Below are 17,616 nucleotides of genomic sequence, written 5' to 3'. Positions count from 1 at the left end.
TTTTGCTGTGAATCACTGCGACTGGCTCTGCCAGAGCAGATGATGAACAGTACTTGGCGAACGAAGAGAGAGAAGTGATCCGATCGAATCACTGCGATTGGCTCCGCCAGAGCAGATGATGAATAGTACTTGGCGAACGAAGAGAGAGAAGTCTCCTTACTAGTGAATCATCAAATACTAGAACAAGAGACTAAACTACAATCCATTTATAAATTGATACCTACAAATGAAAGTGAGGAAATAAAAAATGAAAATGAAAGAAACGTTACAGCTAGGAAAAACAGCTTTCCCAATGCGTGGAAATCTTCCAAATCGTGAAGTCGAGTGGCAAAAAGATTGGGAAGAACAAAAAATCTATGAAAAACGTCAAGAATTAAACGAAGGCAAACCAACATTTGTTCTTCATGATGGACCGCCATATGCAAATGGAAATATCCATTTAGGTCATTCATTAAACAAAATCAGTAAAGACATCATCATCCGTTCAAAATCAATGTCAGGTTTCCGTTCACCGTACGTTCCTGGATGGGATACACATGGCTTACCAATTGAACAAGTATTGACAAACAAAGGAATCAAAAGAAAAGAAATGACCTTAGCTGAATATCGTGAAAAATGTGAGGAATATGCACGTTCTCAAGTGGACACACAACGAGCAGATTTCAAACGTTTGGGTGTCGCAGGTGATTGGGAAAATCCTTATGTTACATTAGATCCTTCATATGAAGCAGCTGAAATTCGTGTATTTGGAAAAATGGCTGAAAAAGGCTATATTTACAAAGGCTTAAAACCAATTTACTGGTCTCCATCAAGTGAGTCATCATTAGCGGAAGCTGAAATCGAATATAAAGATGTTAAATCTGCTTCCATTTATGTAGCGTTTAAAGTGGTTGACGGTAAAGGAATCTTAGATACTGATACATCTTTTATCATCTGGACAACAACACCTTGGACACTTCCTGCAAACTTAGGAATTTCAGTAAATCCTACTTATCAATATGTGGTTGTGAATGCATATGGCAAAAAATATGTAGTGGCTAAAGATCTTTTAGAAACGGTTAAAGAAGCAATTGGCTGGGATGAAGTTGAAGTTTTAGAAACAATTTCTGGTAAAGACATGGAATATATGACAGCTCAACATCCATTTTATGATCGTACATCCTTAGTAATGTTAGGCGATCACGTTACCTTAGATGCTGGTACTGGTTTAGTTCATACAGCTCCAGGACATGGTGAAGATGACTATATCGTGGGTAAAAAATATAACCTAGATGTTCTTTCACCAGTTGATAATCGTGGAGTGTTTACCGATGAAGCTCCAGGTTTCGAAGGAGTTTTCTATGATAAAGCGAACCCAATGATCACAGCTTTACTTGACGAAAAAGATGCATTATTAAAATTGGATTTCTTTACACATAGTTATCCACATGACTGGCGTACAAAAAAACCAGTTATTTTCCGTGCGACACCACAATGGTTTGCATCAATCGATAAATTCCGTCAAAATATCTTAGATGAAGTAGAAAAAGTGGATTGGATTCTTCCCTGGGGGAAAACACGTCTTTATAATATGATTCGTGACCGTGGTGATTGGGTAATTTCTCGTCAACGTGCGTGGGGTGTACCCTTACCGATTTTCTATGCGGAAAATGGCGAAGCGATCATCACACCAGAAACAATCGAACATGTCGCTAATTTATTTGCTGAGCATGGTTCAAATGTTTGGTTTAAGCGTGAGGCAAAAGAGTTATTACCAGAAGGCTTTACACATCCAGGTTCTCCAAATGGTGAATTTACGAAAGAAAATGACATCATGGATGTTTGGTTTGATTCAGGATCTTCTCATGAGGCAGTGTTACGTCAACGTCCAGAGTTGACTTTCCCAGCTGACATGTATTTAGAAGGCTCAGATCAATACCGTGGTTGGTTCAACTCAAGTATTACAACAAGTGTAGCTATCAATGGTGTGGCGCCGTACAAAGCGGTCTTGTCGCAAGGATTTACATTAGATGGTGAAGGTCGTAAGATGAGTAAATCACTAGGAAATACAATTTTACCTGATAAAGTAATCAAACAAATGGGCGCAGATATTCTACGCCTGTGGGTAAGTAGTGTGGATTACGAAGCAGATGTACGTGTTTCAATGGATATTTTGAACCAAGTCTCTGAAGTTTACCGTAAAATTCGCAACACAATGCGTTTCTTATTAGCAAATACAAGTGATTTTGAACCAAATGAGCATACTGTAGCTTATGAAGAATTACGCTCTGTGGATAAATATATGGTTGTTCGTTTGAATCAAGTGATTCAAGAAATTCGTGAAAAAGGCTATGAAAAATATAATTTCATGCAAATTTATCGTTCTGTAATGAATTTCTTAACAGTAGATTTGTCTTCATTTTATTTAGACTTTGCCAAAGATGTTGTTTATATTGAAGCAGAAGATAACTACCAACGTCGTTGTATGCAAACAGTATTTTATCAAACAGCGGTAGCTTTAACAAAACTATTAACACCGATTATTCCACATACTTCTGAGGAAATCTGGAGCTTCTTGAAAGAAGACGAAGACTATGTTCAGTTAGCTGAATTCCCAGGATATGAAGAATTTGCCAACCAACAAGAGTTAATAGATACTTGGGCAGCATTTATGGACTTTAGAGATAATGTGTTAAAAGCATTGGAAGAAGCTCGTAATTCTAAATTGATCGGTAAATCGTTAGAAGCAAAAGTAACTGTTTATCCAAATGAACAAATCCGCGAATTATTAACAGCTGTTGAAGCAGATGTGGCTCAATTATTGATCGTTTCTGACTTTGAGGTCGCTGTTAAAACAGCAGATATTCCTGAAGCTGTTGAAAAATTTGATGACATGTCAATCCTTGTGGAAAAAGCAGAAGGTGAAACGTGTGAGCGTTGTCGTGCTGTACGTACAGATGTGGGTGAAGATGAAAAATTACCACATTTATGCGGACGTTGTGCTACAATCGTTGAAGAAAATTATCCAGAAGCAGTAGCTGAAGGATTTGAAGCTTAGAAAAGCAAAAAAACTGAGATATAACTTTTAAAGTTATATCCCAGTTTTTTTTAATCTAATTTTCCTCGTTCACGGTACCAAATATCTGGTTGCCAGTCCCAAGTGAAACCATCTTGTTCTAACAAGTTAAATGCAGCATCAGGTCCCATTGAACCAGCGGCATAATTAGGAAAGTCCACAGATGTCTTATCCCACGCCTGACGAATAATATCAACGATTCGCCAAGATTGAGCAACTTCATCCCAGTGAGAGAAGTTCGTACCATCACCATTTAAGCTGTCCAATAATAGCTTTTCATAGGCTTCAGGACTATTACCTGTTGTCTCTGCGCTATGGCGATAGTCTAATTTTACAGGAGTTGTAGAAAAACCTTGACCAATTTCCTTGCCATTTAGAGTCATTGAAAATCCTTCAGTTGGTTGGATATAAATTGTTAAGACATTTGGCGGTAAATCAGTTTTTTCACCACATTTATCGATATCATCCTTAAAGACATTAACAGGTACTTGTTTGAAAACGATATTGATACGTGTCCCTTTTTCTGTTAGGCGTTTTCCTGTTCGGATATAAAAGGGAACACCAGACCAACGGAAGTTATCAATTAAAAATTTACCAGCAACAAATGTCTCAGTTTGAGACTGTTCATCGACATTTGGTTCTTCGCGGTAACTAACAAATTCTTGGTCATCCAGTTTGCCTTGACCATATTGACCGCGAACGAAATTTTCTAATGCTTCTTTTTCTGAATACAGACGAATGGCTTGTAACGCTTTGACTTTTTCTGCACGTATTTCAGCTTCTGAAAAAGCAACTGGCGGTTCCATTGCTAACAAAGCTACAACTTGGAGAATATGGTTTTGAACCATATCTTTTAGCGCACCACTGTGATCATAATAACCACCGCGATCTTCTACACCAAGACTTTCGGCAAAAGTAATTTGAACATTATCGATATAACGATTATTCCATTGAGATTCAAAAATATTATTAGCAAAACGAATCGCTGATATATTTTGGATCATTTCTTTTCCTAAGTAATGATCGATTCTAAAAATATCTTTTTCAGGAAAAACGGCACGGATTTCTTCATTTAATTGATACGCAGAGTCATAATCAGAACCAAATGGTTTTTCTATGACTAAACGATCAAACCCATTATCTGTCAAGATTGCTTGAGATTTTAAGTGTTGAACAATTGTGCCGAAAAATTGAGGAGCCATGGCTAAGTAATAAATATGATTGCCTTCTAATTCGTATTTATCATTTAAAGAATCAGATAATTTTTTTAAAGTATCGTAATGCTCAGAGTCATTGACGTTATGTGCTTGATAGTAGAAATGACTTGAGAAAGCCTCGGCCTCTGCTTTTGTCGGATTTAATTCTTTAATTGTTTCACGGACGATTTCACGATAATAATCATCAGACCATTCTCTTCGTGCTGTACCGATGACGGCAAAATGTTCAGCTAAATTTCCTTTACGGTATAAACGGAATAAGGAAGGGTAAAGTTTTCTCTTTGCTAAATCGCCGGTACCGCCAAATATAGTAAATAAAGCTATTTTTTCATTCATTGTATTTCCCCGCTTTCTTGATGTCCATCGTTGAATAATCAGGACGTTTTCTTATAATCGATCAACAAAAATGGTACTTGCTGCTTTGTAACTAATTGCTAATTGTTTATTATCATTACTGATACTGATCGGCCCTTCATAAGCTGCAATATCATCGATTTTATATTCTTCGTGAATTTGTAAATCGATCGATACTAAATAATCAAGTAACTCTTTTTCATCTAATACACGAGCTATACGGATGGTTGTTCCAACAGGATAATCTATTAATGTTTGCCGCTTTTCTTCGTGAACTGGCTGATCATCTCCTGGAATAACACCGCCATGAGGACAAAATTTGGGTTGGTTCAAATAGTCAGACAAACGATTTGCTAATGTTTGCGAGGTAACATGTTCTAATACTTCAGCGTCATCATGAACTTCGTTCCATGAATAGTTTAAATGTTCGACTAAAAATACTTCCCACAATCGATGTTTGCGAATGAGTGTACTTGCCTTTTTTAGACCTATTTCAGTTAGTTGAACGCCTTGATAAGGTGAGTGCTCAACTAGTTTTTCTTTGACTAATTTTGAAATCATCTCACTAACAGATGCTGCTGAGACATCCAGACCAGAGACAATTTGTTTATTGTTGATTTTATTTTCATCGCCACCTAATTCAAAAATCAGTTTTAGGTAGTCTTCGCGATTCGGGGTCATATTGTTCATCCTTTCAAAGAAGCCATCACGATAAGTTTATCAGAAAATTGTTTTTTTGACCATTTAATAATATGTTAATCTTAAAAAAAACTGTGTTTTACTTTTGAAATAAAAAAAGAAGGAATAAACTCAGGATTGATAACGTTTTCTAAAGTTTTCTTCTATAAAAGTGAGCGGAAGTTTCTGAAACTTTTTTACTAGAAATTGAATTGTTAAAAATAAATTAGAATTTATAGAGCAAGTAAAGTTCTTGATCTAGGTATGGCTGAATTTTTATTTTATAGAAAAGGACTTTTTAGGGATTTTTGTTTTATAATGAATGAAAGTATCATTTTTGAGGAGCGAACGAGACATGAAGCAAAACAAGTATATTTTATCTATAGATCAAGGAACAACTAGTTCAAGAGCAATCGTCTTTGATCATGATGGACAAGAAATAGCTAAAGCCCAAAAAGAAATAACTCAGTATTTCCCTAATCCTGGTTGGGTTGAACATGATGCGAATGAGATTTGGAATTCAGTGCAGTCTGTCATTGCAGATGTGTTGATCGAGTCAAAGCTAAAACCAGCTCAAATCAAGGCAATCGGTATTACTAATCAGCGGGAAACCACAGTTGTTTGGGACAAGAGAACTGGAGAACCAATCTATCATGCAATCGTCTGGCAATCAAAGCAGACCAATGATATTGCGGATTGGTTAAAAGAAAAGGGGCACCAAGAATTTTTCCAAAAACGAACAGGTTTGATCATTGATTCTTATTTTTCAGCGACTAAGGTAAAGTGGCTTCTGGAAAATGTTGATGGGGCAAAAGAGAAAGCAGATTCGGGGCAATTGCTATTCGGAACTATTGATACTTGGTTGTTGTGGAAGCTTACCGGTGGAAAAGTCCACAAAACGGATTACACGAATGCTAGCCGAACGATGTTGTTTAATATCCACACATTAGATTGGGATCAAGAAATTCTAACTATTTTAGAGATTCCTAGAGCGATGTTGCCTAAAGTATGTTCAAATGCGGAAGTTTACGGATACACGGAAGATTATCATTTTTATGGAGAAAATATTCCAATTGCTGCGATGGCAGGTGATCAGCAGGCGGCTCTTTTTGGTCAAGCTGCTTTTGAAAAAGGAATGGTCAAAAATACCTATGGCACAGGCTCGTTTATTGTGATGAACACAGGAGAACAAGCAATTTTATCTGAAAATGGCCTATTAACGACGATTGGTTATGGACTTGATGGCAAGGTCAACTATGCTTTAGAAGGTAGTATTTTTGTTGCAGGATCTGCTGTTCAGTGGCTGCGTGATGGATTGAAGTTGATTGAAAAAGCGAGTGAATCGGAAGCTTTAGCAAGCCTAGTCCCTGATTCGGATGGCGTGTATGTTGTACCAGCATTTACGGGTCTTGGCGCACCATATTGGGATCAAGAAGCTAGAGGAGCTATTTTTGGTTTAACCAGGGGAACGACGAAAGAACATCTGATTCGCGCTACACTGGAATCAATTGCTTATCAAACAGCGGATGTTATTAAAACGATGGAAAATGATTCCAAGATTGATATCAAATTATTAAGAGCGGATGGCGGAGCCTCAAAAAATGATTTGTTGATGCAATTTCAAGCAGATATCATTGACAAACCCGTTGAAGCTGCAGATTTTTCAGAGACAACAGCTTTAGGTGTTGCCTACTTAGCAGGGTTAGCAGTTGGTTTTTGGAAAGATTTAGCTGAAATCAAAGCATTTACGCATCATGGAAAACGATTTGAACCGCAAAGTACTGAGGAAAAGCGAAAGGGCCTATACGATGGGTGGAAAAGAGCGGTTTATGCAACCATGGCTTATAAAAACGGGGAATAACTCACGATAAACGAAGTAAAGGAGGAGCAAGACGATGAACTATCGACCGCAAGTTTGGCAAGACGATACAAGTGATTACCAAGAAGTTGCTCCTGATTTTCGTTTACGTCCCTACATACAATCTTATTGGTTTAGTTATGCAGATTCGTCCAGTCCACCTAGCAGAGTTATTCCAGATTTATGTTCAGATCTGATTATTCAATTAAGCGTGGAATTAGATGTTTTACAAATTAATATTAGTGGTCCGAATACGAGCTTTTTTTATTCTTATTCGGATCAACCAACTATTTATTTGGGTATACGGTATTATTTGGGTGGTATGTATCCTTTTTTTAAGCAATCTTTTAAAGGGCTAAAAGATCAGTTAATTGAATTAGCGTTACTTGAAAAAAGAATGGTCATTGATTTGACTGATAAATTATCAGGGAAGAAGTCATTTAGTGATCTGATCACAGAGGTCGATTTGTATTTTTTAGAACGTTTGAATCGGTCATCGGGGAAAAAGATTTCGATACCCATTCAGACATTTATCGAAAATCATTGTCACTTAATCAGTTATGCTGAAAGTACAGCTAATAGTTCTTTATCCGAAAGAAGTCTGCAGCGATTATTTAGAGAAGAAACGGGACTTTCACCTTATGAAGTGTTTGATGTTTTACGTTTTCAAAAAGTGTATCAGGAATTGATCAGTGAACCCAATATCAGTCACTTAGACCTAGTTGAAAAATATGGCTATTTTGATCAGGCTCACTATTCTAGGAAAATGAAAAAAATGACTGGGCTAACGCCGCAAGCAATTCGTCAATATGTCGGAATTTTACAAGACAAGAATTAAGCAACGGATTATAATAAATGAAAAAGGATGGAGGTTCTTAAGATGAAATTAGATATGGTCGGAATCATTGTCGAGTCGATGGAGCAAGCAGTTTTATTTTATGAGCGTTTAGGCTTTAAGGTATTGGGAGAAAAAAATGCTGATTACGTAGAAGTGAATAATGAAGGAATGCGCATTTCACTAAATACTAAAAAAATGATCGAAGGAATTTATGGCTATCCGCCAAAAAGTGAAGGAGATAAAATCGAATTGGCTTTTCTCTGTGATTCTCCTGCAGAAATCGATCAAGTATGTGAAAAAATGAAAGGCTTTGGTTATGAGATTTTTCGGGAACCGTGGCAAGCTTTTTGGGGTCAGTATTACGCAATTATTAAAGATCCAGATGGAAATTTGTTGAGTCTGTTTTGTAATGATCCGTTGGAACAAGCTGATGAAAAATAAAATCCAGTATCTAAAAGACACGGCTAAAACATGGCCGGGAGCAACAGTTGATTATCGGGAAGACTGGGATTGTGATTATTTCGCAATAGAGAAGAAATGTTTCTGCATGCTTGGAACAAATAAAACAGGTGACTGGGTGATGACAGTCAAAGGGAATCCAGAAGAAAATGAATTGTTACGCGAGCAATATTCAGATGTGGTTCCAGGATATTACGCGAATAAAACACATTGGAATTCTTTTCTATTAGAGAATTCGTCGTTTACAGAAGAGCAGCTAGCCTTTTTCTTAAAAAAATCTTATGAACTAGTATTAAAGAAGTTCCCGAAAAAAGTTCAGATGCAGTATGTTTGATTATATGTAAAAACGTCGCTTTAAGATGAAAGTCTTAAAGCGACGTTTTTTGTTGAATTAACCTTGATGCAGATAAAAATTAACTAATGTGATGATCCACAAATGTGCTGGATAAAATACATAGAATAAATATTTAAAGAAAGGATTATCACTGCCTTTTTTACCGTTATATAAATGGATAAAAGGAATGACTGTAATAAATAGAAATTCTGGATTTGCACCTATGCTTTCTTTAATCATTTCAAAAGAATATTCGGGCAGTCCTACAATCGCCAGTAGCAACAAAGGAATTGCAAAGATAATATAGGAAATATCTCTCTTTTTTGCGTTTCCTCTGAAAAAATAACTAAGTAGCATAAATGGTATAACGACTAATCCGCCTTCTGCAGGAATTAAATTTAAGGCTATTGCTAGTACCAAGAGAATGACTGAAACAATAGCTCCAATTTTAAATACAGGTTCTTTCACTCGTTTTGAAAAATCGATCAGTGTTAAAATCGTCACGCCAAAAGCGAGTGTTAGAAAAATATTATTATGAACCTCATACATCGGATTTTTAATAATCAAGGTATTGATCAAAGTATTCCCTACAAACATGATTGCCGCCCAGCTATAGAGACGTAGTAAATAGTTTTTTCGGCTTCTTGTGTAATGGAAGCCTTCGACTGCCATAAATGCAAAAAACACAGCGACACAGCGCGTTAACATACCAATTGGTGTGTTAAATTGTGGGGGTAAAAGTGGTAAAAGGTGATCAGAGAGCATCAAGCCCATCATAATAAGTTTTAATTGATTTCCGTTCATTTCATTCTCCTAAATAAATATTATTTTATACTATCTATAGTATAAAAAAAATCACTCTATTTAGCGTGGGAATCAACGAACAAATAGATAACAAAAGTGAAAGGTGATCGCAGGTCTATTTTTTTAGTTGAACAAAAAAAAGCACACTAATAGTTTGTATAAAATGACAAAAAGATATAAAAAAGTTCATTTTTTTTTTGTGATCAAAAAGATGTTCAGTTTAGGATAGGAAAATGAAAAAAGAATATGAGAAACTTATAATATCAAATATAAAAAAGCGATTGTTTGTATATTTGATTTAAATTAGATTCATATGGAATTTTGGGTTTTGAAATGAATTAACAGTCCCTAAAGGAAGGATTAACTTAGAAATAGTGTATTTTATTCGCGTTTTAACATTTGAAGGAAACAGTGTAGGCGTATTTAAATTCTATGTTTATTGACAAATATAAACGCGAATAAATTCTGTTATATCGGAGATAAATCAATTCCAAATGAGTTTATATTTTTTTAAAAGAGTGATAATTCAAAGAAATGGAAGGAAATCGTCGTGGAAAAAATAAAAAAAAATAAAAAATACTATTTAATGGAACTATTAATAATAATAAGCTATGTACTATATCTGATGTTCTTTTCTTACTTTTACAAAGAGGCTGTTTTTTATGTTGATGATAGAGCATCAATGACGATTCAAGTTCTTTTTTTTACAACGTTTTATCTTAAGGAGATTTTAATCTCTGTATTTGCAGCATTTTTACTAGTCACCATGCAGTTATTATTTCTTGTACACTTGTACTCACTGATGAAAAATAATCCTAAAGTAAAGAGTGATTTTAAGTGGTTATTTATAGTGTCAATATTCACTTTTTGTAGCTATTCTTTAGGACTGTTGTTGACTAAAATCGGGATTTTCTTTCTTATTACATTTATTTTTTCGGTAGCGGTAGCTTATGCTACGTATGTCATAGTTAAACTAAGTAAGGAAAAAGAGTTAATGATACAAGAAGAGAATATTTTAGAAGTTGACGGACCCTTTAATACAGAAAATGAAGCACGCCATAGATTTGCAGATTTTTCTGAACATTGGGCAGGCTCAGAGCCATTATCTTACATGATTGAATGCGAAAATAGTGAAGAATATTATCTCTCCATATACATTGACATAGATCAACAAGATGAAGAACATAACAATGGGGAGAAGACGACTGAATGAAAAAATTATCTATCACTTACCTAATACTTATCGGCTTCTTCACTTTTTTTACGGCTCCCAGTGAAGCCGTGGCAGCAAAGGATGATGCTGGTTTAGGATATACAGTTTCAATCGTACAACCAAAGACTCAGATTGATCCAGAAAAAAGTTATTTTTATGTAAAAACGACACCTGGAGAAGCACAAACTTTAGAAGTCAGGGTAAGGAGTACAAAAAAAGAACCAGTTCATCTAAATATTTATGGGAGTAATGCAATAACTGGAGACGGTGGGACAATCGAATATGCGAAGGATGTCTCTAAAATCGACAAAACATTAAAAGAACCATTAACCTCATTGATTACAGTTGAGACCCCAGAAATTACAGTAGAAAATTTTGAAGAAAAAATAATTCATGTTAAATTAACGCCTCCAAAAGAAAGCTATCAAGGAGTAAAAATGGGAGCCTTAATATTTTCATTAGATAAAGGTTCAGAAAAAAAAAGCGGAGTTACAACAGAATTTTCATATAGGATTGGAGTAATTGCTTCCAGTTCAGGTGATGAGTTCAATAATGCTCAAACGCTAAAATTGATTTCTACGAAAGCAGCAATGAAACGTGGTAAGAAAATGGTCATTGCAAATCTCCAAAATCCTGAGCCAAGAATATTAGAGAACTTGACTATTGAAGCGACGATGGTTGAGAAAGGGTCAGAAAAAAAGATTAAAAAAATAACCGTGCAAAACTACAAACTTGCTCCGAATAGTAACTTTGATTTTGAATTAGACTGGGGAATTGCCCAACTTCCTTCTGGTGACTATACATTAAAATTAACTGCGAGTAATGACTTACAAGAATGGAATTTAAGTAAAGACTTTACGATTTCAAATCAACAAGCAAAACAAATAAATGAAGCAAGTGTATTCAAAATTATAACGCCTACTTGGATAAAAATCATAGCGGCTATCTTTATAGGCTATTTCATAGCAATAACCTCAATTATGATTTTCAGAAGAATGCGTTGGGAAAAAAAGTGGAAAAGAAGACGTTTTTTAAAAAACAAAGAAAAGAAAAAATCTGCTAGAGATAAAAGAAATAGAAGGAACATGTGAGATCAAAAATATTATCAAACAATCATAATCAGGGGGAAAATATGATCGATTACTTATGGCTTTATATATTAAGCGGGATTGCGTTACTATCACTGATTTTATTTGTACTAACTTTATCAAGAGATCTGTTTTTAGTGAAGCGTCTAAAGGTAAAAAAAATGGCTTTATTTGCAAATGCTAGTTTGTTACTGCTCTCTTTAATGAGTCTTTCATTGATTATATATTTATTTATTCTACTTAAAGATCAGATTAATTTGATTGGATAGTAACTAGATTGGAAAATTCACAACAATAACTGTCTTTAATCTAATTTATATTTACAGAAGGATGATTAAAAAATGAAAAAACTTGTATTAACAACTTTATTAGCTTCATCAGCATTAATGGTTTTTGCGAAAACTGCAGATGCAGAGGAAGTAGGGAAAGACAAGACAGATGTTGGAATTAAATTTGAAACTGATGGACCAGTAAAACCTGGATCAGGCCCTTTTAAAGATAACTTATCACTTGTATTTGTACCATCTAGTTTCGATTTTGGGAACCAAAAAGCTGTTGCTAATATTGCAACATACAACAACACTTTTAAAGAAGCCCAATACATTACAGTAAACGATGACAGACAAGGAACGACAACCGGTGAAGGAGAGAATGCTGTAACGACTACTACAGCTTGGAAGGTAACTGCTTCAATGTCAGACCTTGTTTCAACAGGTGATTCTGCGACTAGTTTACCGTCAAAATTGACATTTGATTTAGGCGACGCACAGGCTTACACAATTGGGACTAAAATTGACCAAGAAACCAATGATTTTATTCCTAATCCTATTGAAGAGAATACTTCGAAACTACCTGAGCCAAATAATATTATACTTGGTGATGGAAAAACAAAGAGTATTTCATTAGAAGCAGGGAAAACTACCGCTGTTCAAATATTAGGAAAATCAAAAGCAGATGCTGTGAAAGGCGGATTTGTTACGAAAATTTCGAATGTTAAACTAAATGTTACTTCTGGAAGTAACGCTTCTGGAAAAACATTTAAAAGTTCAGTTAATTGGAGTTTAGATAACACATATTAAAAAATAAACATATAAATAGATCGTGTAGACAGTTATTGTTGTGAGTTTTCCAATGTTTGAATGAAGACAATTTTTTATTGCTGTTCATTATGAGAGGTTTGAGAAAAGAAAATGAAAAAAGTACTTGTAGTTATCGTTTCCTTTGTTTTAATTGTAATTAATCAATCCGTAACAAGTTTTGCTGAAGAAAATTCGGTGAATGGTTTTCAAGATTTTACATACGAAATTGTGATGCCTACAAATCAAATCAATAGAGATGTAGGTTATTATGATTTATTGGTGAAGCCAGGGCAAAAACAAAATATTCAATTGAAAATACATAATGTAACAGCAAAAGATATAATTATTGCGATTAGAAGAAATAGCGCAAAAACCAATAGCGCTGGTGTTATTGAATACGGACCAAATAAAATTGAAAAAGATTCATCATTAAAAGTTGATTTTGCGGACATAGTAAAAGGTCCAGAAAAAGTGGTGGTTCCATCAGCTAGTACCAAAACGGTTGATTTTTTGATAGAAGTTCCCTCAACTACTTTTGAAGGATACATTGCTGGTGGCATACAGCTACAAAAAATTGAGGAAGACCACGATGTAACCAACGAAGACAAAGATGGGATCGTGAATGAATTTGCTTATTTGATCGGTATGTTAATTAGTGAAACTGAAACAAAAAATATTAAACCAAAGATGAAGCTAAATAAAGTATATCCTGGAATACAAGATGGAAAAGCGACATTATTTGTGAATTTTTCTAATAGTCAACCAGTATATGGTGAGGACCTATCCGTACATGTCAAAGTAAGGAATAGAAATAAGACAAAAAAACTGTTTGAAATTTTCAATAAAGATATGCGAATAGCCCCAAATTCAATGATTGATTTTCCAGTGCCTATTGATGATAAACGAATGAAAGCTGGGGAATATACAGCTTTCATTACAGTGAAGACAAAAGGTAAAGAGACCTGGTCTTGGGTTGAGGATTTTATGATATCTAATCAAGAAGCAAATGGGGTAAATGGTCAAGTAATTGAAACAAGAGATCATTCTAATATTTCATTATTTCTTATGATAATAGCGCTACTAGTGGTTTTAATAATTAAAATCATAAAGAGAAAAAATAAGAAGTCTAAGTCAATAAGGAGTGAGTTGAAATGAAAAAAAAATCATATGTTGTCATATTGTTAGCAGTAAGTATATTTTTTTTTATAAAGCTAAATAAAATCGAAGCATCTCCAGCTTTGAAAGACAAGTCATCAGAATCAGTTATTGATAATGAGATAAATAAAACGAAGTCATTGTTGAAAGCTGAGACAGATGATAGTGTTCCTTTAGGTGTACCATTAACAGGAATATTCAAAATTCCTAAGGATTCTAATAGTTATGTTTCTGGTAATAAAGTAATTATAACAGATAAGAAATCGTCTCAATCAGGAAATGTTTTTTCAACAGAGGCAAATAAATTAGATTTAAGTAAAAGTCTTGAGGCTGAAATGTATATCAGGATAGATGGTAATGCTGATGGTATGACTTTTGTTCTACACAACGATTCAAAGGTAGTAGATACAATCTATAAAAAAACGGAAGGAGCAGCGTTAAATGCTTATTATGATTATTCTTACGGAGTTGAATTTATTGGACAAATAAAAAATAGTCTTGCTATTGAATTTGATACATATCGTAATGATAATTTTGATTATGGTATAGATAAGAATGATGATAAAGGACACGTAGCTGTTATATTTCCTGATAAGATGGATGACTACAGAGGAGAAGATAGTCAGAAGAAAGTTACCTCTTTAGTACACCATAATGTCCAGTATCCTACTTTTAAACTGGGTAATGGAAAATGGCGTAAATTTGCGATTAGTTGGCAACCCTTTGATAGTAATAATAAGGGGACTTTGACATATGAGCTTGAAGGTTTGAGTGCTCAGAAAATAGAGGTTGATAAGAAGGTTTTTGGCAATGTAGATAAGGTGTTTTGGGGATTTACAGGATCCACTGGGCTTTATTCCGAACAAGCAGAAGTTATTTTCAAAGAAGTTCCGGGATTGGTTAATTTTACTGATAGTTTAAAATTGACCGATAGTGCAGGAAATGAGCTAACAGAGACTAGCGCTATTAAAAATGATACAGAATTACAAGTGAATTATTCAGGAGAATATAAAGGTGGGAACCAGAATCTACTAGCTCCTGTTTTAAAATTCACATTAAGTGATAATCAAGAGTACCTTGCTGATACGTTAACTGTGAATGGTGTGTCCACAACGCCCAACTATGCTGATAACATCTTACAGGTTAATTTAAGTGAGTTAGACAGTAAAGATAATAAAGTTGATGTATCTTTTAAGTTAAAGCCAACAAAGGGAATTTCGTTAAGCAAACCTACTATAAAAAGTAGTTTGACAGGATTAAATTACTTCAAGACGAAGATGAACACAGTGTCTTATACATTAGATACTAAAGCCCCAACAGGTATCGGTAAACTTACTGTAGTAGATCAATTTGATGCCAATAAACTAACTAATGCAGAAGATTATAAAGGATTTTTAAAATCATGGCAGGATGATGTGACAGCGAAAGAGAAGGTTCAAGTCTATCTAAAAGAGGGACAGGATATCAAGAAAATAGTAGAAACTGCTGGGGTGAGCAATGTCATTCTCTCTCTTAAAGATGAAGCGGGAAATATCGGAGAAGTGACGATACCATTGTTTATTAAAGAGAAAGAAACAGCTATTGCACAGGATGATACATTTTTAATGGCAGCAAAAGATATCAAAATTTATAATTCTGATTACTCTGAAACAACTGATAAGTTGAAGGCATTACTACGAAAAGAATCATCATTAGAAATGTGGCAAACAAATGTAGATGGTTCTTTAGAAAAATTAGATTCTTCGTTGATAAGTATTGAAACCGATCAATTACCTCAAACAGGTTCGATTCCTGACGAAGGAGATTTCCCAGTGAAATTAGAATATACAGAAAAGAATACTACTCTTAATTTAGCGATTAATTTGAAAATAGTAGCAAATCTTTCAAAAGTTATAGTCCAATATGTAGATGAATCGGGAGAAGCAATACTTGATCCAACGAGTATAATTGAGAACGTTGGTAAGAGCGTAAATTTGACTGAACAAGAGACTGTTAAAAAAAAGATTGAAGAAATAATTAATAAGAACTATTTATTAGTAACCAGACCTAGTTCAGAAACAGCAATTTCTGTAACAAAAGAAGAACAGACAGTTGCTTATCAATTTAAAGGGACACTGAAAATGATTTCATCACCTAACTATTTAAACTTTGGGCGAAAAACAATAAAGAACTTTTTTATCAAAGTAGAACAAGCGAAATACGATAAACCTTTAATTATTTGGGATAATCGAAAGGTTAAAAGCTCTTGGACTGTTACAGCAACATTAAAAAAAGCCTTAACAAATACGGAAGATGAAAGTATGGAGCTACCTAGAGCAATTAAGTATAAAATGGATGAAGATCAATCTATAGTTTTATTAAAGGACGTTGCGCGGTCAATAGCAGTTAGAAAGCCAAATGATTCTAACGAGTACAATATAAGTGAGGATTGGAAAAATGGACAAAAAGGATTTCAATTGGAAGTTACGTCAAGAGAAATTCTTAAACTGGGTGCATACAGGGGAACGATTCTATGGCAAATAGGGGAAACGCCATGATTTCATTATGATCGGAATTAAAAGAAATGACCTGAAAAACTCTTTATCATATAACGTTGATGAATAAAGTCAAAAAAGTAAGGTCGAACAGAGTTCTATGAGTCACGTCCTAACTTCAAAGAAATAAGAACAAATGGTGTGATTAGCAGCAACTTATTACGTTATACTTCAATCATACTGTTGTAAATCACGAGGCACGAAGTGACTCGATGATACACAATACAATGTGTTCTTCAGACGCATTGTTTCCTTTGGCAAGCTCACTATGATGCTTGCCAATTTTCGTGAATTCTCTCTTATTACTATAAAACGCAACGAATTACGAGTCGATGTTGCACAGTACCCACTCGATGTTCGGAGCTAAATACTTCTGTTCAACCTCTTTGGAAGGTAAAAATGGTACAAGAGGATTTGTACATCATGCGTAAGGTGCATTGATTTTCGTTTTGTTCAAAAGTAAGGTGGAATTGTTTCCCGATAGTCTGCAGAAACGATTTCTTATGATTTATCTTTAACAGAAGTTTGTTGTGCAATCAGATATATCTCAAGTTTTCTGTATAGCCTATTGACTAAATTCGTATTTCATGATAAATTATTTAAAAATAAATGAGAATAAAATGAAAGAACGATGATCAAAATAGTAGGTGAATCAATTCATTTTAGAGAGTTTCCGTTTGCTGAAAGGAAATAATGAATCATCATCGAACACGCTTGTAAGTTATTTTTCTGAAATAAAAAATTTAGTTTCTTGAAGTTAGCTTCGTATTCTAAATGAGTAGGAAAAATCGGAGAGTCCGTTATCACTCCTTAGTTTATCTAACTAACAGAGGTTTTTACTGAGAAGTAAAAGCAAATCTGAGGTGGGACCACGTGAATAAATTCTCGTCCTCTTGGCTTATTTGCCAAGGGGCTTTTTTTATTTAGCTTTATAGGTTCGTTCTAAGGAA

The 17,616-nt window shown here is 34.5% G+C and carries 14 protein-coding genes and 1 other annotated feature; of the genes, 11 read left to right on the top strand and 3 right to left on the bottom strand.

The window, feature by feature from the left end; genetic code table 11:
* The first annotated feature begins 247 nt into the window (after positions 1-247).
* Complete coding sequence (gene ileS, locus JZO69_RS02085) at positions 248-3,037, top strand: isoleucine--tRNA ligase (RefSeq protein WP_207111255.1); 2,790 nt, start codon at positions 248-250, stop codon at positions 3,035-3,037.
* Between the two features lie 50 nt (positions 3,038-3,087).
* Here ileS and zwf read toward each other — a convergent pair whose 3' ends face one another.
* On the bottom strand, positions 3,088-4,608 hold the full coding sequence (zwf, locus tag JZO69_RS02080) for a glucose-6-phosphate dehydrogenase (protein WP_207111254.1): 1,521 nt from the start codon (positions 4,606-4,608) through the stop codon (positions 3,088-3,090).
* A gap of 51 nt (positions 4,609-4,659) precedes the next feature.
* Positions 4,660-5,307, bottom strand: a complete 648-nt coding sequence (efaR, locus tag JZO69_RS02075) for a transcriptional regulator EfaR (protein WP_207111253.1) — start codon at positions 5,305-5,307, stop codon at positions 4,660-4,662.
* A 352-nt stretch (positions 5,308-5,659) separates the two neighbouring features.
* On the opposite strand from efaR, the gene glpK reads away from it, so the two are divergent.
* From glpK to JZO69_RS02055, 4 genes are read left to right on the top strand one after another with little or no spacing between them, the layout of a single operon-like run.
* Positions 5,660-7,165, top strand: coding sequence for a glycerol kinase GlpK (gene glpK, locus JZO69_RS02070; protein ID WP_207111252.1), 1,506 nt, complete (start codon positions 5,660-5,662; stop codon positions 7,163-7,165).
* A gap of 34 nt (positions 7,166-7,199) precedes the next feature.
* Positions 7,200-8,000 (top strand): AraC family transcriptional regulator, encoded by an 801-nt coding sequence (locus JZO69_RS02065; protein WP_207111251.1) that lies wholly within the window; start codon positions 7,200-7,202, stop codon positions 7,998-8,000.
* A gap of 42 nt (positions 8,001-8,042) precedes the next feature.
* Complete coding sequence (locus JZO69_RS02060) at positions 8,043-8,441, top strand: VOC family protein (protein ID WP_207111250.1); 399 nt, start codon at positions 8,043-8,045, stop codon at positions 8,439-8,441.
* Positions 8,431-8,793 carry an MmcQ/YjbR family DNA-binding protein gene (locus JZO69_RS02055; protein WP_207111249.1) on the top strand — a complete coding sequence of 121 codons (363 nt, stop codon included), beginning with the start codon at positions 8,431-8,433 and terminating at the stop codon, positions 8,791-8,793. The genes JZO69_RS02060 and JZO69_RS02055 overlap by 11 nt, the downstream gene beginning before the upstream one ends.
* A 57-nt stretch (positions 8,794-8,850) precedes the next feature.
* Here JZO69_RS02055 and JZO69_RS02050 read toward each other — a convergent pair whose 3' ends face one another.
* Positions 8,851-9,597: a TraX family protein gene (locus JZO69_RS02050; RefSeq protein WP_207111248.1), complete on the bottom strand. Its 747-nt coding sequence runs from the start codon at positions 9,595-9,597 to the stop codon at positions 8,851-8,853.
* Positions 9,598-10,147: 550 nt separating this feature from the next.
* Here JZO69_RS02050 and JZO69_RS02045 point away from each other — a divergent pair.
* From JZO69_RS02045 to JZO69_RS02025, 6 genes are all read left to right on the top strand, one after another.
* Positions 10,148-10,810 (top strand): hypothetical protein, encoded by a 663-nt coding sequence (locus tag JZO69_RS02045; RefSeq protein WP_207111247.1) that lies wholly within the window; start codon positions 10,148-10,150, stop codon positions 10,808-10,810.
* Entirely contained in the window at positions 10,807-11,901 is a 1,095-nt protein-coding gene (locus tag JZO69_RS02040; RefSeq protein ID WP_207111246.1) for a WxLIP family cell surface protein, read from the top strand. The genes JZO69_RS02045 and JZO69_RS02040 overlap by 4 nt, the downstream gene beginning before the upstream one ends.
* A gap of 41 nt (positions 11,902-11,942) precedes the next feature.
* Positions 11,943-12,167: a hypothetical protein gene (locus tag JZO69_RS16835; RefSeq protein WP_010771261.1), complete on the top strand. Its 225-nt coding sequence runs from the start codon at positions 11,943-11,945 to the stop codon at positions 12,165-12,167.
* A gap of 72 nt (positions 12,168-12,239) precedes the next feature.
* Positions 12,240-12,977, top strand: a complete 738-nt coding sequence (locus JZO69_RS02035) for a WxL domain-containing protein (protein WP_207111245.1) — start codon at positions 12,240-12,242, stop codon at positions 12,975-12,977.
* A 111-nt stretch (positions 12,978-13,088) separates the two neighbouring features.
* Complete coding sequence (locus tag JZO69_RS02030) at positions 13,089-14,132, top strand: WxLIP family cell surface protein (RefSeq protein WP_207111244.1); 1,044 nt, start codon at positions 13,089-13,091, stop codon at positions 14,130-14,132.
* On the top strand, positions 14,129-16,669 hold the full coding sequence (locus JZO69_RS02025; RefSeq protein WP_207111243.1) for a lectin-like domain-containing protein: 2,541 nt from the start codon (positions 14,129-14,131) through the stop codon (positions 16,667-16,669). Before JZO69_RS02030 ends, JZO69_RS02025 begins: the two co-directional genes overlap by 4 nt.
* A 619-nt stretch (positions 16,670-17,288) precedes the next feature.
* Positions 17,289-17,562, top strand: a binding site (T-box leader).
* Positions 17,563-17,616 lie beyond the last annotated feature (54 nt).

The organism is Candidatus Enterococcus ikei (assembly GCF_017316105.1).
Classification (GTDB): Bacteria; Bacillota; Bacilli; order Lactobacillales; family Enterococcaceae; genus Enterococcus_L; species Enterococcus_L ikei.
The sequence above is the reverse complement of the archived record's forward strand: the minus strand, read 5'-3'. Positions and strand labels throughout refer to the sequence as shown.